Here is a 24,545-nt window from a genome sequence, read left to right on the forward strand (position 1 = left end):
CGCCCATAGAATGAAGTAGGGAGATCATCGGACAGGCGGTACGCTAGTGCCCCTTGCGAAAGGACTGGATTTTGATGAGCACTTTTTTATCCAAAGCAATTCTGGATTTCTTCATTGCCTTCGGTATTGTGATCGGAGGTGCCATGGTCGGAGGCGTGGGTGCCGTCATTTCGCTGCAGCCGCCAACCCAAACCATGCTTGACGTTGCAGACCGGATCAAGATTTGGGCACTGGCCGCAGCAGTTGGCGGGACGATCGATCCCATGAGGGTCATCGAAAGCAATTTTCTGGGAGGAAATATGTCTCCGGCAATCAAGCAGATTTTATTCCTGGTATCGGCCTTTCTTGGGGCGCATATGGGCAGTGAGCTGGTCAAATGGGTATGCGGCGGTAAGGAGTAGCCATGAGGATTCCGCCGTTTAAACGCTACCGCCACATTTCGCAGATCGCAGCTGTATTCGTGCTGGGTGTCGTCGTCGGCAGCGTTGCCTATAACGTTGTCTTCCATACAAGTTACAATTTATTATGGGTGTCCAATCAGGATCTGGAAACACAAATCAAGCAGTACGAAGAAGATAACAAAACATTAAAGAAATACAGGAATCAGCAGACCGTTATTCGGGAGATTAAAATCCGTAATGAGCAGCAAGATCCTCCGCTCGATCCGGTTGTCGTAAAAGCTATTATCGCTCAGCTGGGCAAGGATTTAAGCGTCCTTCGGGGACAAAACGTATTTGAAATCGATACTTACAGCAAGGTTGTACGCACCCTACTTGAGCAGAAAATCTATAAGGTGCGCGACAAGGAATATTCCGTTGAAATCAAGACGATGCTGCTGATGGAGGGCATGCTCCAGATCTGGGTTGATGTCCATACCGTTCAAGTGCGGAATCCATAATTTCATGTTACAATAATGCTACTTAATAAAATGAACTAAAGAAAAAACGTCTCATTGTCCGCCGTATTGATCGAGATGTGGACAAGCAGACTTTGGTTCACTTTATGTAACTGCCCGAATTTATGGATATATAGAGAAGGAGCTGCAGCATCACATGGTTGTCATCCGCTATTTGCTATTTGCGCTGCTGGTCATCGCCTGCATTTGCGCCGCTTTATACAGCAACCGTTCCCGTCGTGCGAAGGATGCGCGCGAAAGAGGCTTGTACGGGGCTGTGACGAATATTTTTATGGGGATCATGCTTGTCGTGCTTGCGTTGATCTTCATGTTTATTTTTAGAGGCTCGACGGTCGCCGTCGTTATTGAAGCGGTTTTCCTGGTGCTTGGCGCGTTCAATATTTTTGCCGGGATACGAAATCGCGGCTACTACCGCCGTATGAAATCGAACAGCATGTAATTCTTTGCCTAACCAATAAAGCCGGATACTCCTATATGGAGCGTCCGGCTTTTATCATTCGTAGCCTATTTCATTCTTTATCTAGAGCGATCGGGCATGGCATTATCCATGTTCAATCGATTGCAGCGTTAGCACGGCCTTCGCGACCAGACTGTCCATATGCATGATCTCGATCTCCAATTTGCATGTTCGCCGGCTAGCTTCCAGCAACCTCGGCATCACGGCAACCGGGTCCTCAATCTGAACCGGACGCACGAAATAGGTGGACATATTATCCAGCACAAAATCATTACCCGTCATGTCCTTCGCAGCACGAAGCGCAGACTGCGTCATGACCGTCGTCAGAATCCCTTCGGAAATCGTTCCAAGGTCCGTCGCCATCTGCGGCGTAATGAACCCATGGAAAAAGAGGCGTCCCTCCTCATCCCGTTCATCCGCAAAACCGTTCCAGATCAAATGGTCAAACGTTTCTCCAAGCTGAGGCTGTTTACGCGCATCGCGCATCGCCTGCAGCACTTCCTTGCGTGAAACGGTCGCCACCAGCTTGCGGTTGCGGTCAACAATCGGCAAAAAGTCGATGCCTTCCCACATCATCAGCTGCGCGGCGGAAGCCAGCGAAGTCTGGAGCGTAGCCGTCACCGGATTGCGGATCAGCACCTTCTCGATGCTCTGTTCATCCGGCAGGTTTCTCATATCGCTGCGGTTTACAATACCGAGAACCCGGTTCCACTCGTCAACAACGGGAAGCCTCGGATCCCCCTTTTGCTCGGAGAGCGCCATGCTTTCGCCTACGGTGCTGGACATTTTCAGCGCATGGATTTTCGGTTTGCTGCCCACGATATCTTCCACGATCATGATTTTCTTCTTGATCAGCCGGTCAAAGATCGCGCGGTTAATCAATGACGCAACGGTAAACGTATCATGGCGTGATGAGAAAATCGGCAGGTTCAACTGATCGGCCAATGCCTTGACTTCTTTACTGGTGCCGAATCCGCCGGTAATCAGCACGCCTGCGCCCTGTTCCAAAGCGAGCGTATGCGCATTATCGCGGTTACCGACGATCAGCAGGCTGCCGGCATCAATATACCGGACCATGGCGTCGACTTTCATCGCACCAATCACGTATTTATGCAAATTTTTATGAAGCCCGTCAGCCCCGCCGAGCACATGTCCTTCGACGATATCCACGACATCGGCAAAGGTAAGCTGCTCGGATATGTTGCGCGGCTTCTTCTCCACCCGCACGGTTCCGATCCGTTCTTTTGTAATGACAATTCCCAGATTCTCCGCATCCTTGAGTGCACGGTAGGCCGTACCTTCGCTAACTGACATTTCCCTCGCCAGCTTGCGGACCGAAATTTTGCTCCCTACCTTTAGTCCTTCAATATGCAGCAAAAGCTGTTCGTGCTTTGTAATCGCATCATCGCGGCCTTCCAACTGTTACACCCCCATAGATCTAACTGTACCACTCTGTATCTATATAATAGCATTCTCTTCCATACAAAAAAAGCTGAAGCAGCAGCTGCCCAGCTTTTTTTCCGTTACATATTTTCTTGTCTGCGCTGAGGTTCTTCCGGCCATTTCATTTGCCATTGACGCAGTTTGGCTGCCTTGATGCGGTCGAGCGCCTTTTGCTTCTCTTCATCCACACCAAGCAAGTAATGCAAATGGGCTCCAATGACCAGAAAAGCGAATAAGGCCCACACCACACCGAAAGCCGATGCCCATGACCAACCTCCACTGAACGAAATCAAAGGCAGAGCATACACCAGCATGGCCAACGCCAGAATCAGATACATGGAATGCTTGAATTTGTTTCTTTTTTTCATCACGGCAGCTCCTTCTCAAGTGAATCTATATTTCTACTCTATGAAGGGCTAACCGAAAATATGAGACAAGTTACAAGAAAAATCCTTCAGAACTATAAATTACAGGCTTTGGCCGCCATATAGTCCTTGAAGGCTGTCGGAGATCATTTTATTAATATCCTCAATAATCGTGCTGAGGCGTCGTTCGGCATCAAACAAGCGGCGAATGTTCAGGTTCAGGCTAAGCACATCGAAGAGCTTCTCCATCTTTTCCATCTCTTCCTGGGAAGGCATATCGCCGGACATCATCCGCTGCTGAATCTCCATCTGACGGTTTCTGAAATCATCCAGCATATTTTTGCTTTCGATATCCTTCTCAATCAGGCTCATGGCCGATGTGATATCCTGAACCTCCTCGCTTTCTTTAAGGGCTTTCGCCAATTCATTCGCTTTGTCGTAAATATTCATGTGTCCTTCCTCCTTTAAAAAATGAAAGCTGCAAATCCCTTTTTTTAAAAAATGGGTCAATCACCAAGGGATATATGTCCTCATATGATGCATTACATGCAAAATGCAGATGCTCCTTATCTGCCCTGTAGACATCAAGTTGCTGTTGGAAGGAGATCCACGATGTCCAAAAAAATGCTACCGGTCCAAATGTTCGCTCCGGGCGCTTTTAAGGAAAACGCCATTGTACTCGGAGAGAAGCTGGTCAAACAGTGGAAAATTCCTACCGACCGTCCTCTGCAGTTGGCATTTGGTTCCTTCAGACAAGAGATCACCGTTATTACCGCAGCCAAATACAGCGGTCTGCGAATCAGTGAGCCTCTGGCCCGCCGAATGGGGCTTTATGCTCGTCCGGTACTGAGGGCGACCTACAATTCATCGAGCCGTACACTCAGGATCGGGCCGCTGATCAGCGTGCTCATCAGCCGGGATCATCCCGATCAGCCCGATAAACCGTTCGGCTCCATATCCATGTTTTGCCGGGAGCTTGTAAACGCCTGCCGGAAGCAGGGGGCATATGTATACTTCTTTACACCGGATCAAATCCAGGAAGAGTCAAACAGTATACATGGCTGGGTATATGACGACGGATGGCGCCAAACGGCGATGCCCATCGCGGATGTCGTCAATAACCGTCTCACGACCCGCAAAATGGAGAATAAACCTAGCGTACAGCATTTTATGAAAGAAGTAAAATCCAGGTATGGCGCCCATGTCTTCAATGAAAGGTTTCTGGACAAAAACGAGGTTTTTGACACGCTTAAGGTCGATTCCTCCCTTGCCAGATTTATGCCTGAATCCCATTTGCTGAATGGTTTTACCATTCTCAAAAAAATGTGCTCCCACTATCCGGTCGTGTTTCTGAAGCCGGTACGCGGCAGTTTGGGTAAAGGTATCATCCGCATCGCTAAACAGCAGGACGGAACTTTCCAGACACTGGCCACTTCCACGGGCGGTGCCCGCAGGCAGTCATATCCAAACTTAACCAAGTTGTTTGCAGGCATATCCGGCAAAATGAAAACGACACGATTTCAGATCCAGCAGGGCCTCACACTGATCGATCACGGCAAGAGGCCGATCGACTTCCGGGCACTGGTTCAGAAAAACGGTCTTGGCACCTGGAATGTGACCTCGATTGTAGCCCGCACCGCGGGCGGGAACCATTTTGTTTCAAATCTGGCCCGTGGCGGTACACTCAGTACCGTCAAAGACGCGGTAAGCAAATGCATGCTCCCCGCTGAAGTCAAAAATACAGCTTATATCAAGCTTCAACGGGCATCTCTGGAAGTTGCCAAGGGAATCGATAATTTGATCCCAGCGCATTTCGGAGAACTCGGCATCGACTTGGCGATGGATGTCTCCGGTAAGATTTGGCTGCTGGAGGTCAACTCCAAGCCATCCAAAAACGACAACACCCCGCTGAACGAAACCAAGATCAGGCCCTCGGTCAAAAGGCTGCTGGAATACTGCTGCTATTTGTCAGGCTTCTAAGGAGGGATGCCATGAAAAGCATAGAGATAGGCACGCTTGGCATCATGTGCTGCAGCCGAACCGGCAATCCGCCATTCTCCGATGAAGGATACTGCAGGAGACTAACCGTGCTAGGAAAAAAATACGGAATTCGGGTTATCGTCTTTTGTCCGGAGGATGCAGCGATAGACCGCAGCTTCGTTGATGGCTTCATGTACATCCGGGGCGATTGGCATCATGAGCGGTTTCCTTTTCCTGATATCGTCTATGATCGGTGCCTATTCCACAGCGGAAAGGAGTTCACGGCAGCTCTCAGCCTGCTGGCTGAAGCCCGTGACTCCAAACGGTGGGTACTCTGGTCCAGGGGGCTTCCAGGTAAATGGCGGGTGCATCAGGTTCTCAAAAGGGAATCCTGCCTGAAACCCTATCTGCCTCCGACTTCTTTTTATCGCGGGAAGGAAACCTTGATGAGCAGCCTGAGAGCGTATGGAGGAGAAGTGTTTCTGAAGCCCAAAGGCGGCTCCCAGGGCAAAAACACGATTTTTGTTCGGTTCCACCCTAACTCGGGATCCATTCTCATCAAGGCTAGGGATTCTGCGAATCGGCATGTGGAGAGTACCTTCGCCGGAGAAGACGAGGCCTTCAACTGGATTCGGCAGTTTACTGCAAGACGAGATTATATCATCCAGCCGTTTCTGCATTTGTACGGCAGAAACGACAAACCATTTGATGTCAGGGTATTAATGCAGAAAAATGAGAAAGGGTTGTGGATGCGTACCGGCATGGCCGTCCGGGAAGGCGCCGCGGGAAGCATGACCTCCAACCTTCACGGCGGCGGAAAAGCCCTTCCCGTCCTGCCGTATCTAAGCGAACAATTCGGAGCTAAGCAGGCAGAACATATGACGGAAACGCTCCGGCAGTTGTCAGAGACCATTCCGCCGATTCTGGAAAGTCATTATGGCAGGCTCGGAGAACTGGGCATCGATTTCGGGATCGATACGAAAGGGAACATATGGCTGCTGGAGGTCAACTCCAAGCCTGGACGCACTTCGATCCGGCAAGCCGGGGATGACCCGGGCAGCGCCGTTCTCGCTTCGGAAAATCCGCTCCGTTATGCCCGCTATCTATTGCTTCGACAACTTAGGAGGGTAAATTAATGAGTTTGACTTTTTGTAATGTTCATTTTTCGCAGCAGCCCGAGAAAGTCGTCTATATTTCTGATACTCTGATGAAAAGTTTAAAGCTGTCCGGCAAAAAGAACATCCAGCTCCGTCTCGGCAAAGATACGATTCATGCAGCCGTAAAACCCATCAAAAAGCAGGGTAAGCATCTTTTTCTCGGATCGGCCGTTAGAAGCGGTATTCATGTTCCTTCGTCAGGCGGAATCTATATACGAAACCAGGACAATGAATTTCAGCTTGGACCACTGATCGGCGTGCTTTCGGATGGACCGACGACGAATTCCTCGCAGCCGTTTTCGTCCCGCACGGGATTCATTAAGCAGTTGCTGAGAGAAGGAAAAAGAAAATGCTATATTTTCGCCTTCACACCGCGGGATATCAATTGGCAGCAGGAAACGGTCAATGGTTATTTCCTCAATGATAACGGATCCTTTTATCGCAAGACGGTTCCCCTGCCCGATGTTGTCTATAACCGCCTCCCTAGTCGCAAAGCCGAAACCTCTTCCTCCATCAATCAATTAAGGGAGCGCCTTGGACGCCGAAAAATTCCTTATTTCAACTGGAGCTTCTTTAATAAATCCGATATATACCGCCTTCTGGAAAACGACAACACAGTCAATCTGTACGTGCCGGAATCCCACATGAATCCCACGCCCGAAAAAATCAAGGATATGCTGGAGAGGCATCAGTTTCTCTACTACAAGCCTTCCGGAGGCAGTCTCGGCAAGGGCATCTACCGACTGATCTATTTGCCCAAAAAAGGATACTTCGCACGCTATCGCAAAGGTAATGGCAACGTGTTGCTACGTTTCAGCAGTTTTAACAGCATGATGCGGATGCTTCAATCCAGACATGGGCGCTCGCTCGATTCCTACGTCATTCAACAGGGAATTCGTCTGGTCGAGATCGACAATTGTCCAATCGACTTCCGCTTTCACATGCATAAGAACGGAAACAACAAATGGGTCGTCGTCGGCATCGGCGCCAAAAAAGCCGGAAGAGGCAGCGTCACGACGCATCTGAAAAACGGCGGATCGCTGCTGACGCCTCAACAGGCGCTGGGGCGCACCTTCGGCTCCAGATCGGATGAAGTTCTGCAGAACGCCAAAAAAATCGCCATTACGCTTGCTGAAGCCATTGAGTTCCACCACCAGCATTTGCTTGGCGAAATCGGATTTGACCTTGGAATTGACCAGGATGAAAAGGTATGGATGTTTGAAGCCAATGCCAAACCCGGCCGCTCCATATTCAGCCATCCTTCTCTGCGGTCGGAAGGGAAAGCCTCTGTGGAGCATATCCTCGAACACTGCCTTTATCTGAGTAAATTCCGCAGGAGGGATTCTGAGTGACGAATGTAAATGCGGATGATAGCAAGCCCGTCGTCGCCATTTTGACCATGTCGGGCGGTCCCCGTTATTTCCGGGGAAATTTGTCCAACTTTGGTGATATCGTCAGGACAGGACAGGAAATGGGATTTCCTGTCTATGTCGTGACGATCAAAGACCTTAAACTCACTGCCGAGAAAGTTAAAGGCTATACACTGAATGCGGATAATCAATGGGAACAGCAGCATTTCCCCCTTCCCCAAGTCATCTATAACCGTATTCCGCAGCGTGAGGATGAGCTCAAACCTGCCGTACGCCGTAAAATCAAGGAATGCCTGGTACACCCGCTAATCAATTTCTATAACCCATACTTTTTCAACAAATGGCATCTGTTCGAATGGCTGAAAAAGTCGAAATCGACCGTACATCTCGTGCCCCAAACGAGACGCCTGCGGGGGGAGGCAGGTCTTCAAAAAATGCTGGAACGCTACTCCTGCCTTTATCTGAAGCCGGAAAGCGGAAAAGCAGGCAAAGGTATTATGATGCTAAGATACCAAAAGGACAAACTGCTCCCATACCGTCTGAAGGTCCAGAATACTAAAAACAGCACCACTTATAAGGGGGCAAACATCCAGCGTCTCTGGGCCCGTATCAGAACCGAAACCGGCTTAAGTCCTTATATTGTGCAGCAAGGTATTGAGCTTGCTGTTGTGGATAATCGTCCTTTCGACCTGCGGGTTCTGCTTCAGAAGACAGAAAAGGGCCAGTGGAGCGTCACCGGAGTCGGCGCGCGCATGGCTGGATCTAAAAGTATTACAACCCATGTCCCTCGTGGAGGCAGCATCGAGGATCCCCATAAAATGCTCGCCATCGTCTTTGGCGCAGACATGGCCCCGGGCATCATGAACCGGGTAAAAACGACTGCCATCGTTATCGCCAGACAAATCGAGAAGGCATCCGGGCATGCCCATGGAGAGATGTCCATGGATCTGGGTGTGGATGCTGCCGGCAGCATATGGTTCTTCGAAGCTAACGCCAAGCCGATGAAATTCGATGAACCCCATATCCGCCAAAAATCGCTGGAGCGTATTTTCCAATACAGCCAATATCTTGCGAATCGCTAAAGGCTGCCATATAAAAGGAAGTGAGTCAAACATGAAAGTGACGTCACTGCTCTCCCTTCCCCGCGAAGATTGGAACCGTCAGCACTCACGAGTGCTCCGTTTTCTGTTTGAACATGGCGGTAAGCAAACCGTCCGCAAGGATTATGTCAGGCTCGCCCAAGCAAACGAACACTTCTTGCGGCAGCCTGGCACTTCCCTGCTGACGGCAACGGTTCGCGGAGAGACCGGTCCTGTTTTGATCGGAGCAAGTTTCATCGAAAATTATGGCGAGGATGCCTTTTTGATTGCCGTCCATCCGCTGTACCGGCGGAAAAGAGTTGGTTATTCACTTTTAACGGAACAACTTGAGCGACTCGGAAGAATACAATGTCAAGCAGGACTCAACCAGATCTCCTTCTTGAATCTTTGCTTTCGGGCGGGACTAACCGCCTCCTCTTTGACAAAAGCAGCATCAGGCAGAATCCTCCTCCAGCTCGAAGGGAATTCCAAGAATACGGCTCGCTATCAGGCGGCCCTGACTAAAGAAGGTGAAACGATGTGTCGGTTCCCGTCTTAGGCATTTTGACGCTTTACTTGAATAATCAGAAACATTTAGAGGAGAAGCCTATTTACCAGAAAATGATTCTGGAAGGCAGCAAGATGGGATTAGATGTTTTTGTGTTTACCCCCATGGATCTCAGTGAGAACAAACAAAGAATCTACGCGCTAGAGTATGATATCAAGCGGGGAGCCTGGGGACGAAGATGGCGCGCTTTTCCCGACATGATCTATGACCGCTGTCGCATCCAAAAAGGCTCCCGTTTCACGCAGCTCCTTGAGTTCCGCCGTCGTTACAGCCACCTGCTGTTTTTGAACCGCCCGCTTCGGAATAAATGGACGATATATGAAGTGCTCTCGGAAAGGCCCGAATTCAAGAAATATCTCCCGGAGACGCATCTTTATCATGGGCTGCCGGATGTGCATCACATGCTCAAAAAAAAATACGTCGTCTTTTTAAAACCGATCAACGGAACAGGCGGCCGCGGAATTTTGCGGATTGAACGGCTGAAGGAACACACTCATTACTACTATATCCAAGGAAGAAATCAACAACGGAAAATCATTACGCCGCAGAAAGTTCATGCCTCCCGTCTCGGATCTGTTTTACAGAGCTGGAATATGAAGGACCGATATCTGGTGCAGGAGGGAATCCAGGTTGACCTTCCAAATGGACGCGTTCACGACTACCGCATGCTGGTACAGAAAAACAAAGAAGGCGTCTGGCAGCTTACCGGTATTGCCGGCAGGGTAGGCGCGCCGCGCAGCATCACGTCCAATCTGCACGGTGGAGGGCATGCCGTATCACTAAATTCCATGCTCAGTCAATGGATTGATGAAGAGGAGAGTCGTCACCAGATCGAGAAACGGGCCGAAAGACTCGGAGTTGAGGTGGCCGCTTTCCTGGAAAACAAATACGGTGCCTTATGCGAGCTTGCTCTAGATCTGGCCATTAACAAGAAGGGCCAGATCTACCTTTTGGAAGTCAATCCTAAACCGGCGAGAGAAGTTTTCTATCAGATCGGCGATGCCGAGATGTACCGACAGTCTATCGTCAGGCCGCTTGAATACTCCGTTTGGTTGTACAAACAAAAGACAGAATCCAAAAAGGCCAGCAAACCGCAGTAAATTCTGCGGCCAGCTGGCCTTTTCGTTATCAGCTCTTCTTTATGTATTCGGTATCGCTTTCTTGTAGAGCTCAAGCAGCTCAGGAAAAGAGGAAATAAGTACATCCGAACCTTTCAGCTCATCATGATTGCCAAAACCGGCATACGCACAACCGATCACGCCAAGTCCGTTTTTCTTCCCGGCTTCCACATCTGAGGAACGGTCTCCCACCATCCAAGCAGATTGCAGCTTCTCCTGTTCGAGCAGCATCTTCACCAAATCCACTTTGGAGAGCGTGCCTTGTTTCCCCGCACTGTACAGGCCATCAAAAAGCTCGACCAACTCATGCGTTTCCACAATTCCGTCAATATAATGCTCCAGTCCGTTACTCGCAACGAACAGTTTAACACCTTGCTGATGCAGCGACTCCAGAGTCGTCTTAACTTCCGGATACAATAATGTCCCGCCGCCCGCAAGTCCTTCCAGCTCCAGCTGCAGCAGCAGCTCATTGGCGCGGTTATGGGCCTCTTGACTTCCATCCGGCATGACGACCTTCCAGATATCTTCCAGCAGCATGCCAAGACTACCCAGCATCCGCTCTTCAGGAGGCGTTGGCGACGTATATAAGCCCTCACTGCGCAGCGTATCAAACAGCTTATGGTATGCAGGCAGCAGCACTGATTCGGTTTGGAACAACGTTCCATCCATATCAAATATCATGGCCTCCGGCCTGGTCAGTTTACTTTGAGAATTCATTGTTAGCATCGTCCCCTCTGTTCATCGATGTGCGCGCCATGTGAGACGCTTTGCTTATAGCCTATCATAAGGGAAGCCTCCAAGGATGTAAACCAAACAAAACAGGCGCTCCGGGGCTGGAACGCCTTGATTCACCACCGTATTTCTTCCATCAGAAAAATCTTTTCTGCGTCCGGTCGTCCTTAATAATTTCCACCGCTTCCCTGAAACGGGTCGCATGAACGATTTCACGCTCGCGCAGAAACTTCAGGCTATCCTGCAGATCCACATCATCCGTCATGTCAATCAGCCATTGATATGTAGCCCGAGCCTTCTCCTCGGCGGCGATATCCTCATACAGATCCGCAAGCGGATCACCTTTAGCCTGAATATACGCGGCTGTAAATGGCACTCCGGAGGCATTATTGTAGAAAAGAGCCTTGTCGTGAGCAGCATAATGGTCGCCAAGGCCAGCACATTCAAGCTGCTCGACGGTGGCATCCTTCGTCAATTTATAGACAATATCTAAATTGCAACAAAAAAAGCCCTATTTGACTAGAGCTTTCGAGGATAATAATCGCTGTATGAATTTATCAAGATCAAGTTTTCCGAATACCTGTACTGTTCCCTTACCGTCAATCGTCTTCTCGAAGGTCAATGGTTGCCCCATCATCGTTTCAGTCTTCGGCATTGGCATCACCTCTGCCTTATTTCTATGAATGTCAAGGTTTGTCCGATTCATCTAGTGCTCTTAAGCCATGCTTGCCCTACGTTATTGGCTTGCTCCTTCGCACTCACGTATCGGGATTACCCTCCGATTGCTCGCGACCCGCTCGAAAACACCTCGTTATCATCAAATAGATAGCTTTGAAAGATTAGCCCTGTATTTGTAATAAATCGCCCTTGTGCGTCCTTCGGTATCTGTTCAGCAGCTTCCGTGCTATCAAGAATAATTTGTGACAAGATATTATCTGCCCTACCACAAATACGGCAGTCAATATTTGAGCGAATTTGTCCGCTTAAAATGTCAGCCGAGGGGCGTTGAGTTGCAATAATAAGGTGCATTCCAAAGGCTCGACCTTGCCGAGCAATGACAGATAAATGGCTTTCAATCTGAGAAATTAGCTCTTTTCGTTCTTTGGAAAATCCGGTTTTATCGAGGATTTCCGCAATTTCATCACAGGCGAAGATAATACGCTTTAGATGGCTGTATGTGGCGGCGTTATACTCGTCATTATTGACACACTCCTCTTCACGTAACGCAGCTTTGCGGCGTTGCAATTCGTTTGTTAGGCTTGTTAACAGGTCGAGCAGATCGTTTTCATCAAAGCATATACGACATTTTTGGTGCCATACACGGGAAAAATCCACTCCACCTTTAAAATCCGCAATATAGACCTCTGCACCTTTTTTCATAGCCTGCATAAGTAACAGCTTTAGCAGAAGGCTTTTACCCGAACCACTAGAGCCGCCCAAGAGAATATGGGGGATTTTTGCAAGGTTGACCGTTTCTCGCCCGATTAGACTTTCGCCCAAAATAAGCTCAAAACTTTCTTTGCTTAGGTAGTTGTCCTGCCAGCGTAGAATTGGCGGCAACATGGACCGTGGGGAAACGGTTGTAAGAATAACACGCCTCCCGTTTCTGCTCTGCTTTACATGGAGAATCGTATCAATTAAAGCGCCTTTAATATTGTCTTTCTTGTTCTCCCAAGTTGAAAGCGAGGTTTCGTTTTCATCAAACTCCCAGATTGTGAGTTTGGGGTTTTTTGGGTGTTTGTACTTTGCAAGAAGCAAAGGCGGTTCGTGACTGTGATTTGTAAAACCCGAGCTAATAAGTCGATCTTGATACAATTTGGCTTTTAGTGGTGTTCCGATTACGGATATGAGGCACAGCAAGCCGAGCAGTAATAACAGGACAACAAGCCAGTCAAACGCTATTTTGAGTACAGGAAACAGTGAGAAAGCACTATCAAGCCCAAATAGCAGCTTGCCACGATAAACCCACGCACACGACGCAACTAGCATGTAGGCAGCCACAAAGACATTTTTCCACTTGTGAATAGTGATAAGCTGTCTAATCCCTGTTATGAAGTGTAAGTAAGCGGCTTTTCTTAATCTATTCCGTTCTCGTCTGGCTTTATCATTCTGATTAATGTTATTCATTGAAAGTGTCCTTTCCACAATTTAATGTGATTTGTTCAAACCACTTCGCGTTGGTTGAAGCTCCACAATTTTGTGTATACGCCTTAATAAGGCTTTCCACGTTTCAGGTTGCTCTTGCTGAATAATGGGATATTGAGCTTGTAGGGCAAGATTGCTGATGATCCAAACCTTTGTGAAACAAGCTGTTTTGTTGGCATATCGACATCGAAGTTCTAAAGGGTATCCGTCAAGCAGATTTAATAGCTCGCTAATCTTTAGTTGAGAACGGTATTCATCAAGCACGAGCGTTTCTTGCCCTGTATAGCTGTCGAATGGATGTTCGTACTCTGAGACTCTGTAAACTGCAGAATATCCTTCCTTCTCCATTACATAGCGTGTCTTTCCAGTGCCAGTACGCCCCCACAGATATGTCACTTCCATATTGCGGAAAGTTGTGCGAAATTCTTCCGCTTTTACCGTTTGGCGTACACGTTCAATATCTGTAAGTCGCAGAAGATAATCAGAATTTTCCTCTAGTATTTCAAAATTGCTTTTTCCGTCTTTCACAAGCTGATAAAGTAAATCAAGGTCAGAGCGAGCGCCTTGGCGCTCCACAGGCATTTCTCCCCATTCCTCAAATGTTCCTTTAATCGAAGTATCAGCCTTAGGATCGTCTTCCCATTTCCCTGACTTCTGAACATATCTTTTGTTCTCCTCACAACTCCCTCGTGCCTGTTCGATATGCCCTTCAGGGAAATGTCGCTTTATCGTTGAAAACCGTACAGGGGAAGAACAAGCGATAAAGATATGAATATGCGGTGTGTGTTCTTTTAACCCAATCTCTTGCGCGTAGCAGTAGTACTGCACTGCCTTTATCTCTGACAGCTCTTTTTTGATTAGTGCAAGGTCTATCTGCTTTTTGCTCTTAAGGTTCAGAGTAATCTGCCATTTTCGTGACTGTGTATCCTTCAATTTGTCACCGTCCCTTATCATGGTACTGTTGCGACAATGCGACAGAAGTTGCCTAAGGGTAATACTAGCCTTAGGCAACCCTGCCACCGGATGGATTTTCCATGGGGGAAAATCCATCCGGTGTGGTGTCCTGCTTGCTATTGGCTGGCTTGCTTGGCGGCGGGCTTGACGCTCTCCACCTTGCCACGGTTGTTAAACGCAACTTCGATGACTTCCCCCACTTTGAATTGGGGCAGGTCAACACCGTCACGAATAAAGAGTTTATCGCTCATTTCGCCTACGACATTCTCGGCTGTGTAAGCTACAAAAAGCTGCATACCCTTTACCTGTGAACCGTCATTTGCCTTGAAGTCAAGCTCTCTAGCACCTAGTAAACGCTTATGTGTTCATCACCTTGTAAATAAATTCAACATAGCCATGTCGTAACCTTATTGTAAAGCAGCCATATTCCGATAACGAGAACATACACGACTAGTTGAGGGCATCATTTCCCGTGATTGTCTCTATACGACTTTGTATAGTATATTAATAATGCGGACTGCGAGAGGAGCGACAAAATGAACGACAAAATAGGCGCTTATATGCTTAAAAAAGATATTGTACTTTGGCGAGTTAAGGAATTAAGAGAAGAAAAGAATCTTTCACAACTCGAATTTGCAGAAAGTATTGATGTTTCATCCAACACAATTAGTCGCATTGAACGTGGAGAAATGAGCCTTTCATCTGACATAGCCTTGAAAATTGCAGATACATACGGAATTAGCCTTGATTGGCTTTTTAATCGAGGCGATGACCAGTTAAGTCCTAAGCTTCGAGCAAATTTGCAAGAAGCTATTAATTGTATACAGGAGAATATCTCAATTCCTCCACGCTTAAAAATCAACAAAAAAACGCCCTCGGATTAAGATCCAAAGGCGCATTGATATCTTTTTGATATGATAATATCAATCAATATTGAGGGACAGTTGAAAGAATGTTACGCATCTGCTCAAAGAAACGGCAACCAACATTCAGCTATCGATCAGTAATTAATTCGAAATTGAGCGAATTGAATAATTCGGATCATATTGAGCCATCTTTCCGGTAAGAGAGAGCCTCGTCTCCGGCATTATTGAAACAGCCCTCCAGCAAAAAGAGCCACCCATTATTAAACTGTACCCTATCGAGAAAAAAAGTCTATCGGTAGGGTACTTTTGTTTATATCAGAATAGATGGGAATGGAAAAACGAAGTGAGCAAGAATATATTTACAGATAAAGAAATCAAGCTGCTATCTAGTAATCCCTATGTGAAGTCTGTATCTTCAAGGGCAATTACGTATACGGATGCGTTTAAGCAATTGTTTATCTCAGAGAATAACAAAGGCAAACTGCCGAGACAAATATTTGAGGAATGTGGTTTTGACGTAACTGTTATTGGGATCCAAAGAGTCAGATCCTCGGGGAAGAGATGGCGTACGAGTTTCAAAGAGAACGGTATTTTAGGTCTACAGGATACAAGAAGCCAAGGATCAGGAAGATCTCTCAGGAGAGAACTGACGCTGGAAGAGAAGTATGCCAGGTTGGAGGCTCAGAACAATTTGTTAAAAGCGGAGAACGAGTTGTTAAAAAAGATTCGTTTTGCGGAAAGGGGGCAGAGCAAGAAATAAAGCTGTCACCTCACCAAAAATATATTCTAATCCATACCACTGTCAAGAAATATCAACTCTGTCGTATGATCAACTATTTATGTAAGATAGCCGAGGTTTCCAGGAGCGGTTATTACAGGTACTGGTCTTCTGAGGCAAAGCAAAAGAGAAGCCAACGTGAGCAGCAAGATGAACGGGTAAAAGAGATCATCTTAAAAGTATATCATTTCAAAAAACGCAAGAAAGGTGCCCGTTCTATTAAGATGACACTAGAGGGGCAGTTTAAGGTTGTCTACAATCTGAAACGCATCAGGAGGATTATGAAGAAGTACGACATTGTGTGTCCTTTCAGGAAGGCTAATCCCTATAAAAAGATGATGAAGGCTACCCAAGAACACAGGGTCGTTCCCAACCTGCTAAATCGTGAGTTTAAGCAGAAGATCCCCAGTAAGATATTACTGACGGACATCACCTATTTATTTTACGGTTCAGGCAAGAAAGCCTATTTATCAACTATCAAGGACAGTTCAACCAATGAAATCTTGGCATATCATGTGTCAGACCGAATTACGATGGATCTTGCGACAGATACCCTCCTGAAGCTTAAGAGAAACCGAAGGTATAAGAAAGCAGAGGGTGCCTTCATTCATTCTGACCAAGGATCCCATTATACACATCCAGATTTTCAAAAAATGGTGAGGAAGATGAATTTAAAGCAGTCTATGTCCAGGCGGGGAAACTGCTGGGACAATGCACCTCAGGAATCATTTTTCGGTCATTTTAAAGATCAGGCTTCCATTAAACCCTGTTTGACTTTGAACGAGTTAAAACGGGAGATTAAGGACTATATGACTTATTACAATCACTACAGATACCAATGGAATTTAAAAAAGATGACCCCTGTTCAATACAGAGATCATCTTCTTCAATCTGCCTAGACTTTTTTAGAATGTCCTTTACAAGGGGTACAGTTTATATTTGAGTGGCTCTCCTATCTTACTTGTTTATCTAACGTTTTCCGTTAGTGGAATCGCGCGCCAGATTACTTCAACTCCGGCAACCCAAGCTCTCTTAAAAACCGATTATGTTTTTCCTTGGCTTCATTTATATCATATTCAATGCGGTCTAAATCCATTTTTACCTCCGCAAGGTCAATAATTTCTTCTTCCGGAGCCGTGCTGACATACCTTGATATATTCAGGTTGTAGCTGTTCTTTTCAATTTCTTCCATAGGGACACGGCGAGAATACTTTTTGTCACTTTCTTTTCGATATTGATATGTTTCAACTATATTGTCAATGTGCTCTGGTAATAAGATATTTTGACGCTTCCCCTTTTCGTAGTACTCACTTGCGTTAATAAACAGCACATCATCAAATTTCTTGCACTTTTTTAGCACAAGGATACAGACCGGAATACCGGTAGAGAAAAAGAGGTTTGTTGGTAATCCTATTATTGTGTCAATATTATTGTCCTTAAGCAATTTTGTTCTTATTTTTTCTTCTGCACCACCGCGGAATAAAACACCATGTGGCAAAATGATTGCCATTGTGCCATTATCGCTTAAAAAGTGGAAACCATGAAGCAGAAAAGCAAAATCTGCTGCTGATTTGGGTGCCAGTCCATAGTTTTTAAAGCGAAAATCTTCAGCAAGTGTATCATTAGGATCCCAACGGTAACTGAAAGGCGGGTTTGCTACAACTGCGTCACACTCTAATTTCTTGGCCGGGTTCATCTCATTGAATATATCCCAATCATTCAATAATGAATCTCCGTGAGATATTTGAAAATCGGAATCTTTGAATCCATGAAGGAGCATATTCATACGCGCAAGATTATAAGTCGTGATATTCTTTTCTTGTCCATATATCTGCCCAATGCTGTTTGGCTCAAGTTGCTTTTTAACGTTGATTAGAAGAGAACCAGATCCGCAAGCAAAGTCCAGCAGGTTATTAATATACTTTTTTTCCCCTTTACTTGGATCTTGACTATCAAGTATAACGATACGAGAAAGAATCGTAGAAATCTGTTGGGGAGTATAAAACTCTCCGGCTTTTTTCCCGGACCCCGCAGCAAATTGACTTATTAAGTACTCGTAGGCATTGCCCAGCAGATCACTTTCGTTAGAGAATTCATCTAGCCCCTCAGAGATTTCGGTTATAATCGAACACAACATTGCATTGCGAGAGTTGTAAGTTCTTCCAAGCTTATCAGAGTCAAGATTTACCTCTGAGAACAAACCACGAAACGTGCTGTCGAATGACTCATTTTCTATAAATTTAAAACCTGCTTGTAATGTCTTTAAAAGATGTCCATTCTGCGTGCGAGCTAATTCGTATATATTACTCCAAAGAAACTGCGGCTTGATTACATAATGAAGCTTACGTCGCATTTGCTTTTCAAACATTGCTACTTGATCCAAATTGTTATTATACCACATAATAAGCGGAGTCAATTTTTTACTTTCAAACAATGTTAAATGCTCATCGAGTACAATCTCTTTTTCATTTTCATCTAATTTTTGTTTGCTAAAATAATCTGCTGCCTGCTCTTTCAACACACTAATAGTCTCATCCTGCTTACTCGCAGCATAGATATTATTAATTTCATTCTCGCAATAAAGATAATCGCTACCAAGCTCTTTTTTTGCAGCCTGTTCATAATTATCTGAAAGATATCGCAAAAAGAGAAAAGACAACATGTAATCACGAAAGTCGTCGGCATTCATCGCTCCGCGAAGTTTATCTGCTATAGCCCACAGGGTTGCACCTAATTGTTTTTGTTTTGAATCAGACATATTATCATCCTTTACTTCTCAATAAATAACTCGGTATTAAACTTATAAGTATCCATAAAACCGTTTAGAATTTCTTTGAAAATCCTTTTATTGTCTTCCACCATTTCAACGGGTTCAAATATTGAATATCCCCCATGATTTAGTAGCTGTGTCATTCGCAAATGAATGGTACCATCTAAATCTGTTTCATCTTGTTTAATGCAGGAAGAAAAGTTATCAAAACCATGAAAAGAAGATGTTTTTTCAAGAATATTCCTAAGAATATTAAAATGATACGTATATAGTTTTCCAGAGTCTGCAACTCTTTTCAATTGTTTCAGTAGTTCGATATGGTGGAAAAAAGGGGTATCTCCTGTATCACGGACAAGGTATTTACCAGTATCATCTTTTTTACTAAGAAATCGCTTCGCAGTACTATCTCGTTTTAATTCGTTATACATTACATTGAAAAATAATGCATGGTGTGTAGAAACAACCATTTTCATATCATTCGTCTTAATTAGTTGTGCAAGGTGACAAGCTACAGCGACAGCGTTGTTATCGTCCAATGAAGAAATTGGGTCATCAATATAAATATATTTTACCCAGTCATATGCAGGATCTTTATCGATTGCCAATTGGGCAATGGCAAGAAAAAAGCTCCAAATGAAGATATTTTCTTCCCCGCGGGAAATTTTTATATATTCTTCTCGTCTTGTAGTATTACGTATTTGAACATCACGTAAAAAAACTACGTACCAATCATCATAATCTATTCTAAAATCAAAATCAGCATAAATTCTTAAAAAATCACGAATACGGGTATCCATCTCGAGCTCTTTTATGCCATTAAAAAAACGAGATTCTTTGTTTAACATCAATACACGCTGTGTATCACTCTCCAAATCATTATTCCATGTAAAAAGGTCTTCGGTGAAAGCATTATAATAAAGAGTATCTACTGTTTTTTCCTCAGTGTTGCGAATAGTTTTTTTACCTAAATCTTTAAACATGCAGGAGAGTCTTGTTTTTCCGGTTCCATTGTGAGCAAAGATTAAATAACACTTTTTATCACCAAGTGTATCGCGCATATTTTGTGCTATTTTTTTTAAATTAGGAAAAGTTTTGCTGGTCATTTCCCCACCTCCTCAATGGAAGGGAATAGTCCTTGAATTAATCCTTTTTTATGAGTCTTCAAAGCTTCGATTTTTTCTGCCTGTGCAGCAATAAGTTCGTCTACACTCGAAAGGCAATCTGCAATTTTTTGTTGCTCTTGTTTCTCTTTTGGAAGAGTCACCAGGCATGACAGAACATCGTCCTTTTTTAGATTGGTTTGTTTTACGCCATCATCAAAAGCTAAAAAATAGCTATTTCTATTGATTGCATAGTACAAAAGAGATCCATTAACATTTCGTGGTGTCAATCTGCAAATACGTTGATTAACAGTATAAGTATCATTTTTATCAACAAGATAACACTTTGCAATGGCTCTACCGTTTGGCACGTCACTTAATACCATAAGTATATCACCCTTCTGGGCAAGTAAATTAGCCGTGTCAGTGTATTTTTTTACCTCGCCATCGGTAGAGATAAATTTCGAATTTACCACAATATACTTTCCGCGTTCCAAAATATCATTTTCATGAGCCTTTCCGTTTTCATAGTCAGCAACTCTTTCAAGAGTTGTTTCTTCCCATTCCCTGCAATCCCTAAACTCAGGAAATCTCCATTCGGGCAGAGTTTTGCCTTCGGCGGGGAATAACTTCTGCATTAACCCCTCTTTGTGTGCCCTAAGAGCTGACAGCTTTTTATCCTCGGCGGTGATTAGGTCGTAAAGGGAAGACAGGCAGTCGGCAATTTTTTGTTGTTCCTTAATATCAGGTATATATACTGGAAAACCCAAAAAAGTATCAACTTGAATGCGTTTAGCAATTCGTCCACCGTCTGCCATTTCACCGTACTTCTTATAAAAGATTGTGCGTTTCACATATTCGAGTAAAAATCTTGCATCAAGTCCTTCATCTACATCAAAACAAGGTAAATCAACTGTAGATTCATAACCATTCAAATAATCAGGTACTATTCCAAACGCTTGATTTAGGAAGTCAAGTTTACTATATATAAATTGCCCTGCTTGACGTTGGAAATACTGAGTATTTTCACTGCCTTTTTGGATTTCATTTTTTTCACGAACTCCTTGACCCCATAATTTCACAGTTAGTTTCTTTGCTGTATTACCTTTGCTCCCTTTTATCCTACTTTCTTTTAAATACTTACCAATTTTTACTTTGCTCCATTCTGATGCATTCTTATACTCTTGAAATCTAAGTTTTGGTACCAAAGTTACTTTTTCTTTTTTACTCATATGCCTTTAACCCCACAATCTCACGTCCGTTTGCTAACTTTTTCAGTAGCGGAATTAATTCTTCCATCAGTTCCAATTCTTTTTTTGTTCTGTCTCTCCAGCCAAGGCCAAGAGGCTCTAACAGGTCGCTTAACTTCTCACCATCAAAAATCATACGCTCCATTATTTTATCAACAAATGCTTGCAATGAAACCGACTCTATATCATGTTTATTTGCAACAGCATCCAATTCTTTAGCTGATTTTTCTGCCTTGAATTTTTGATAGCCTTCCCTTATGGATTTTTCATCCAATCCCTTGCCTACTTCCAAAGTGTTGATATATTCTTCGATATCTTCTCGTTCATCCATCAAATTGGAGGTTGATGATATAAGATCAATCAACTCTTTTTTTGACATTTTATCTTTTTTAGGAACGTCAGGTTGTGTGTACTTTGAAATTAGCGACATGATGTAATCATAATCAATAATGGCAGAGGAGAACAAAACAAACTCAAAGTCGATTTGTTCAATTTCTGGCGCTTTACCCACAATATCTTTACCTTGCTGCGCTTTTAACCTTTGAGCAGTTTCAATATATGCCCCGCGGAATGCGCGCAAGGTGTCCTCAGGTAGCAATTTCTCAATAATTGCTGTCTGATCTACTTTTATATCTGTATATTGGTCTAGTTGCGTTTTAAGGCGTTGTATCTCTTTAAATTTATCAATAAAGTTTGCGCGTGCTGTATCACCCTTCAGGTTGCTTACTTCTTCCGGTTTACACTCCAACCCATGTGATAGCATGAATTTTTCCAGTTCGGCAACAGCCTTATCCAACTTTTTAACCACGGCAGGAGCTGGTTCAACAATCCAAATCTCTTTAACTTTCTCGCTCCGTTCTGTACCAGAAAAGAGTTTGATCGCATCATCGACCTCATTTTCCAACCCTCTAAAGTCAATGATGTTACCATATGGTTTTGTGGGATTTAGAACACGATTTGTTCTTGAGAAGGCCTGAATTAAGCCGTGCTGCTTTAAATTTTTATCAACATACAGAGTATTTAAATACTTAGAGTCAAAGCCAGTTAACAGCATATCCACAACTATAGTTATATCAATTTTGTTTTTGTGCGGATAATCTGCATTTGTATATTGTTGGTCTTTAATACGTTTTTGAACATCCTGATAATACAAGTCAAATTCGTTTATGCTGTGGATCGTGCCATATTGGGCGTTGTAATCATCAATAATAGCTTTAAGGGCTGCTTTTTTCTTATCGGGTTCCTGCTCATTGTCGGCTTTTTCTTGTACAAGATCTTCCTGAAGTTGTTTCACATCTTTATTGCCCTCAGCTGGTGGAGAAAAGACGCAAGCAATATTTAGTGGATTAAATTTCTCATCTCCACTATTTTTGAGTTCTTCTTGCAGAGTTTTAAACAGTTCAAAATACTCGACTGCGTCATTAATCGAAGATGTTGCAAAGAGTGCATTATACCGTTTGTTATATGTGGCTGCATCATGCTTAGATAAGATTGCTTCTACAACTGCACGCTTATATTCCTTAGAGGATACTTTGGCAGCCTTCTTATCATCTTCTGGTTTGAAATAATCGATATGAAAACGCAATACATTACCATCGTCAATTGCATTTGTTATGGTGTAGGCATGAAGCTGCTGTTGAAATACATCTTCTGTTGTTCTGTAAGAGCCTACGGTGCCATCAATTTTCTTATATGTAGAGTTCTTTTCAAAAATTGGTGTTCCAGTAAAGCCGAAAAGCTGTGATTTCGGAAAAAAAGTCTTTATGGCATCATGGTTATCTCCGAACTGGGAACGATGGCATTCATCAAAAATAATTGCCATTCGTTTATCCCTGAGTTTTTCTAATCTTTGTTTAAAGGTGAGCTCACCTTTTTTCTTTTTCTCTTGATTACGTCTGCTGTCATCATCAAGGGCTAATCCAAGCTTTTGGATGGTGGTAACAATCACCTTGTCTTTATAGTCGTCAGAAGTAAGGCGCCTAACCAAACTTTCGGTATTTGTGTTTTCCTCGACGCAGCCTTCTTGGAACTTATTAAATTCTAAGCGTGTTTGTCTGTCGAGGTCTTTTCTGTCCACGACAAATAGACACTTTTCAATTTCAGGATTGTCCTTCAAAAGTGTAGATGCTTTGAAAGAAGTCAGCGTTTTTCCGCTTCCAGTAGTATGCCAAATGTATCCGTTGCCACGATTTTGTTCAATGCAATCCATAATCGCCTTAACAGCATAAATTTGGTAAGGACGCATAATCATCAGTTTTTGTTCACTTACAACAAGAACCATATATCGGCTAATTAATTGCCCAAGGGTGCATTTGGGTAAAAATCTATCCGCGAAGTCATACAGATTCGTTATCTTTTTATTCTTCTCATCTGCAAACTCATAAATTGGCAAAAATCGTTCATCTGCATCAAAGCAAAAGTGTTCTATATGATTATTGGCAAAATAGTATGTCTTTGTTTCATTGCTTACGATAAAAAGCTGCATAAAACAAAGAAGTGAGTTGGTATACCCATTGCCTTGATCATTTTTATAATCTACAATCTGCTCCATTGCTTTTTTGGGTGTAATTTGTAGAGCTTTTAATTCAATTTGAACAACAGGAACTCCGTTAATGAGAATAATAACATCATAACGGTGGTTACTGTTGTCTGTATTGATACGCAATTGATTTATCACTTCAAATTCATTTTTGCACCAATCTTTGATGTTTACAAGAGTATATTGTAGTGGTGTGTCATCATCACGTTTGAAAGTGTTGATTTCTCGTAATGCCTTAGCCGCAACAAATACATCCTCAGTGATAATGCTGTTCCTGAGGCGTGCAAATTCAGATTCGCTTAATTTAACACGATTCAATCTCTCAAAATGTTCTCTGAAATTAGCTTCAAGAGACACTTTATCCCGAATGTCTTCTCGATATGTGTACTTTAAATCTTGTAGTTTTTGAATAAAGTCTATTTCAATTTGCTTTTCAGATTTCATATTTAATCTCCTCATATTTTCCAATACTGCATATCTATTTTGTTCCATAAACAATTCAATCTGTTCAGAGCTAACATTTCTACTTTTTCAAAATTCAATTAAAGTATGAAGAATAATCTGATTTGGTCAGGTTAGACTGGCATAAATCCAACATGAAGTTCGCGAGTCTCTCTTGAGAAAAACCTAAATCCAAACGCGCAGTCTTAATTATTCCGTAAAGCACCATTTAAAAAACATTTTATCATATCCTATGAACTACAGTAAGAGCACATTTTAGGCTTGTAAAGCTTGTAAACCAAAGGGGTATTCATTTTGTTTTCTCGAATTGCCCTTATGGTACCATCTAGGTGACGATTTCGAAGCCGAGTTAATAGGGTGGCTTCCATCGCCGGAAGTGTGGCCATTTTTTTCGGTGGGCTGGTTCAATAATCACCTTAATGGTGGCCGTAATATTCAGCGAATAGAGCAAATGATAAAAGCCTGTGGTTGAGAGCAGCCCCAGGCTTCTAACTGT

General features: G+C 44.0%; 23 protein-coding genes and 1 pseudogene. 12 read left to right on the top strand and 12 right to left on the bottom strand.

Annotated elements, in window-relative coordinates; all coding sequences use genetic code 11:
- The first annotated feature begins 74 nt into the window (after nt 1-74).
- From GRF59_RS10330 to GRF59_RS10340, 3 genes are all read left to right on the top strand, one after another.
- A complete protein-coding gene (locus tag GRF59_RS10330; RefSeq protein WP_160497481.1) occupies nt 75-401 on the top strand; it encodes a YtrH family sporulation protein in 327 nt (108 codons plus the stop codon).
- 2 nt (nt 402-403) lie between these two features.
- Entirely contained in the window at nt 404-898 is a 495-nt protein-coding gene (locus GRF59_RS10335; protein ID WP_160497482.1) for a sporulation membrane protein YtrI, read from the top strand.
- 154 nt (nt 899-1,052) lie between these two features.
- Nucleotides 1,053-1,355, top strand: coding sequence for a YtpI family protein (locus GRF59_RS10340; protein ID WP_160497483.1), 303 nt, complete (start codon nt 1,053-1,055; stop codon nt 1,353-1,355).
- Nucleotides 1,356-1,457: 102 nt separating this feature from the next.
- Here GRF59_RS10340 and GRF59_RS10345 read toward each other — a convergent pair whose 3' ends face one another.
- From GRF59_RS10345 to GRF59_RS10355, 3 genes are all read right to left on the bottom strand, one after another.
- Nucleotides 1,458-2,792, bottom strand: a complete 1,335-nt coding sequence (locus GRF59_RS10345) for a DRTGG domain-containing protein (protein WP_160497484.1) — start codon at nt 2,790-2,792, stop codon at nt 1,458-1,460.
- 104 nt (nt 2,793-2,896) lie between these two features.
- Nucleotides 2,897-3,184 (bottom strand): hypothetical protein, encoded by a 288-nt coding sequence (locus tag GRF59_RS10350; protein ID WP_202128531.1) that lies wholly within the window; start codon nt 3,182-3,184, stop codon nt 2,897-2,899.
- 99 nt (nt 3,185-3,283) lie between these two features.
- Nucleotides 3,284-3,631, bottom strand: coding sequence for a YlbF/YmcA family competence regulator (locus GRF59_RS10355; RefSeq protein ID WP_160497486.1), 348 nt, complete (start codon nt 3,629-3,631; stop codon nt 3,284-3,286).
- Between the two features lie 162 nt (nt 3,632-3,793).
- Here GRF59_RS10355 and GRF59_RS10360 point away from each other — a divergent pair, with 162 nt between their 5' ends.
- From GRF59_RS10360 to GRF59_RS10385, 6 genes are read left to right on the top strand one after another with little or no spacing between them, the layout of a single operon-like run.
- Nucleotides 3,794-5,161 carry a YheC/YheD family endospore coat-associated protein gene (locus GRF59_RS10360; RefSeq protein WP_160497487.1) on the top strand — a complete coding sequence of 456 codons (1,368 nt, stop codon included), beginning with the start codon at nt 3,794-3,796 and terminating at the stop codon, nt 5,159-5,161.
- 11 nt (nt 5,162-5,172) lie between these two features.
- Entirely contained in the window at nt 5,173-6,297 is a 1,125-nt protein-coding gene (locus GRF59_RS10365) for a YheC/YheD family endospore coat-associated protein (protein WP_160497488.1), read from the top strand.
- Nucleotides 6,297-7,670, top strand: a complete 1,374-nt coding sequence (locus GRF59_RS10370; RefSeq protein WP_160497489.1) for a YheC/YheD family endospore coat-associated protein — start codon at nt 6,297-6,299, stop codon at nt 7,668-7,670. The genes GRF59_RS10365 and GRF59_RS10370 overlap by 1 nt, the downstream gene beginning before the upstream one ends.
- A 47-nt stretch (nt 7,671-7,717) precedes the next feature.
- Entirely contained in the window at nt 7,718-8,770 is a 1,053-nt protein-coding gene (locus GRF59_RS10375) for a YheC/YheD family endospore coat-associated protein (protein WP_160498220.1), read from the top strand.
- A 31-nt stretch (nt 8,771-8,801) separates the two neighbouring features.
- Nucleotides 8,802-9,326, top strand: coding sequence for a hypothetical protein (locus GRF59_RS10380; RefSeq protein ID WP_160497490.1), 525 nt, complete (start codon nt 8,802-8,804; stop codon nt 9,324-9,326).
- A complete protein-coding gene (locus GRF59_RS10385) occupies nt 9,308-10,435 on the top strand; it encodes a YheC/YheD family protein (RefSeq protein WP_160497491.1) in 1,128 nt (375 codons plus the stop codon). Before GRF59_RS10380 ends, GRF59_RS10385 begins: the two co-directional genes overlap by 19 nt.
- A 39-nt stretch (nt 10,436-10,474) precedes the next feature.
- On the opposite strand, the gene GRF59_RS10390 is transcribed toward GRF59_RS10385, so the two are convergent.
- The 5 genes and pseudogenes from GRF59_RS10390 to GRF59_RS10410 form a co-directional block, all read right to left on the bottom strand.
- On the bottom strand, nt 10,475-11,170 hold the full coding sequence (locus GRF59_RS10390) for an HAD family hydrolase (protein WP_160497492.1): 696 nt from the start codon (nt 11,168-11,170) through the stop codon (nt 10,475-10,477).
- A 151-nt stretch (nt 11,171-11,321) separates the two neighbouring features.
- A pseudogene (locus GRF59_RS10395) lies at nt 11,322-11,672 on the bottom strand (manganese catalase family protein); the annotation flags it as partial.
- A gap of 24 nt (nt 11,673-11,696) precedes the next feature.
- On the bottom strand, nt 11,697-11,840 hold the full coding sequence (locus GRF59_RS10400; RefSeq protein WP_237391706.1) for a hypothetical protein: 144 nt from the start codon (nt 11,838-11,840) through the stop codon (nt 11,697-11,699).
- A gap of 116 nt (nt 11,841-11,956) precedes the next feature.
- Nucleotides 11,957-13,312 carry an FtsK/SpoIIIE domain-containing protein gene (locus tag GRF59_RS10405; RefSeq protein ID WP_160497494.1) on the bottom strand — a complete coding sequence of 452 codons (1,356 nt, stop codon included), beginning with the start codon at nt 13,310-13,312 and terminating at the stop codon, nt 11,957-11,959.
- 21 nt (nt 13,313-13,333) lie between these two features.
- Nucleotides 13,334-14,263 (bottom strand): hypothetical protein, encoded by a 930-nt coding sequence (locus GRF59_RS10410; protein ID WP_202128533.1) that lies wholly within the window; start codon nt 14,261-14,263, stop codon nt 13,334-13,336.
- A gap of 101 nt (nt 14,264-14,364) precedes the next feature.
- Here GRF59_RS10410 and GRF59_RS10415 point away from each other — a divergent pair, with 101 nt between their 5' ends.
- From GRF59_RS10415 to GRF59_RS10425, 3 genes are all read left to right on the top strand, one after another.
- Nucleotides 14,365-14,595, top strand: coding sequence for a hypothetical protein (locus tag GRF59_RS10415; RefSeq protein ID WP_160497495.1), 231 nt, complete (start codon nt 14,365-14,367; stop codon nt 14,593-14,595).
- Between the two features lie 225 nt (nt 14,596-14,820).
- On the top strand, nt 14,821-15,168 hold the full coding sequence (locus tag GRF59_RS10420) for a helix-turn-helix domain-containing protein (RefSeq protein WP_160497496.1): 348 nt from the start codon (nt 14,821-14,823) through the stop codon (nt 15,166-15,168).
- A 325-nt stretch (nt 15,169-15,493) separates the two neighbouring features.
- Nucleotides 15,494-16,827 (top strand): IS3 family transposase gene (locus GRF59_RS10425; RefSeq protein WP_160497497.1). Its coding sequence is split into 2 segments (ribosomal slippage): nt 15,494-15,881 and nt 15,881-16,827, totalling 1,335 coding nucleotides; the frame shifts between segments, so codons are not numbered across the junction.
- Between the two features lie 104 nt (nt 16,828-16,931).
- Here GRF59_RS10425 and GRF59_RS10430 read toward each other — a convergent pair.
- Genes GRF59_RS10430 through GRF59_RS10445 form a run of 4 tightly spaced genes read right to left on the bottom strand, consistent with a single transcriptional unit; the run spans nt 16,932 to nt 24,031 of the window.
- Complete coding sequence (locus GRF59_RS10430; protein ID WP_160497498.1) at nt 16,932-18,686, bottom strand: type I restriction-modification system subunit M; 1,755 nt, start codon at nt 18,684-18,686, stop codon at nt 16,932-16,934.
- A gap of 11 nt (nt 18,687-18,697) precedes the next feature.
- A complete protein-coding gene (locus GRF59_RS10435; protein WP_160497499.1) occupies nt 18,698-19,801 on the bottom strand; it encodes an AAA family ATPase in 1,104 nt (367 codons plus the stop codon).
- Entirely contained in the window at nt 19,798-21,030 is a 1,233-nt protein-coding gene (locus tag GRF59_RS10440; RefSeq protein ID WP_160497500.1) for a restriction endonuclease subunit S, read from the bottom strand. The genes GRF59_RS10435 and GRF59_RS10440 overlap by 4 nt, the downstream gene beginning before the upstream one ends.
- Nucleotides 21,023-24,031, bottom strand: coding sequence for a type I restriction endonuclease subunit R (locus GRF59_RS10445; protein ID WP_160497501.1), 3,009 nt, complete (start codon nt 24,029-24,031; stop codon nt 21,023-21,025). Before GRF59_RS10445 ends, GRF59_RS10440 begins: the two co-directional genes overlap by 8 nt.
- Nucleotides 24,032-24,545: the final 514 nt, after the last annotated feature.

Origin of the sequence: Paenibacillus dendrobii, from assembly GCF_009807035.1 — a bacterium.
In the GTDB taxonomy this organism is placed as follows: domain Bacteria; phylum Bacillota; class Bacilli; order Paenibacillales; family Paenibacillaceae; genus Paenibacillus_AQ; species Paenibacillus_AQ dendrobii.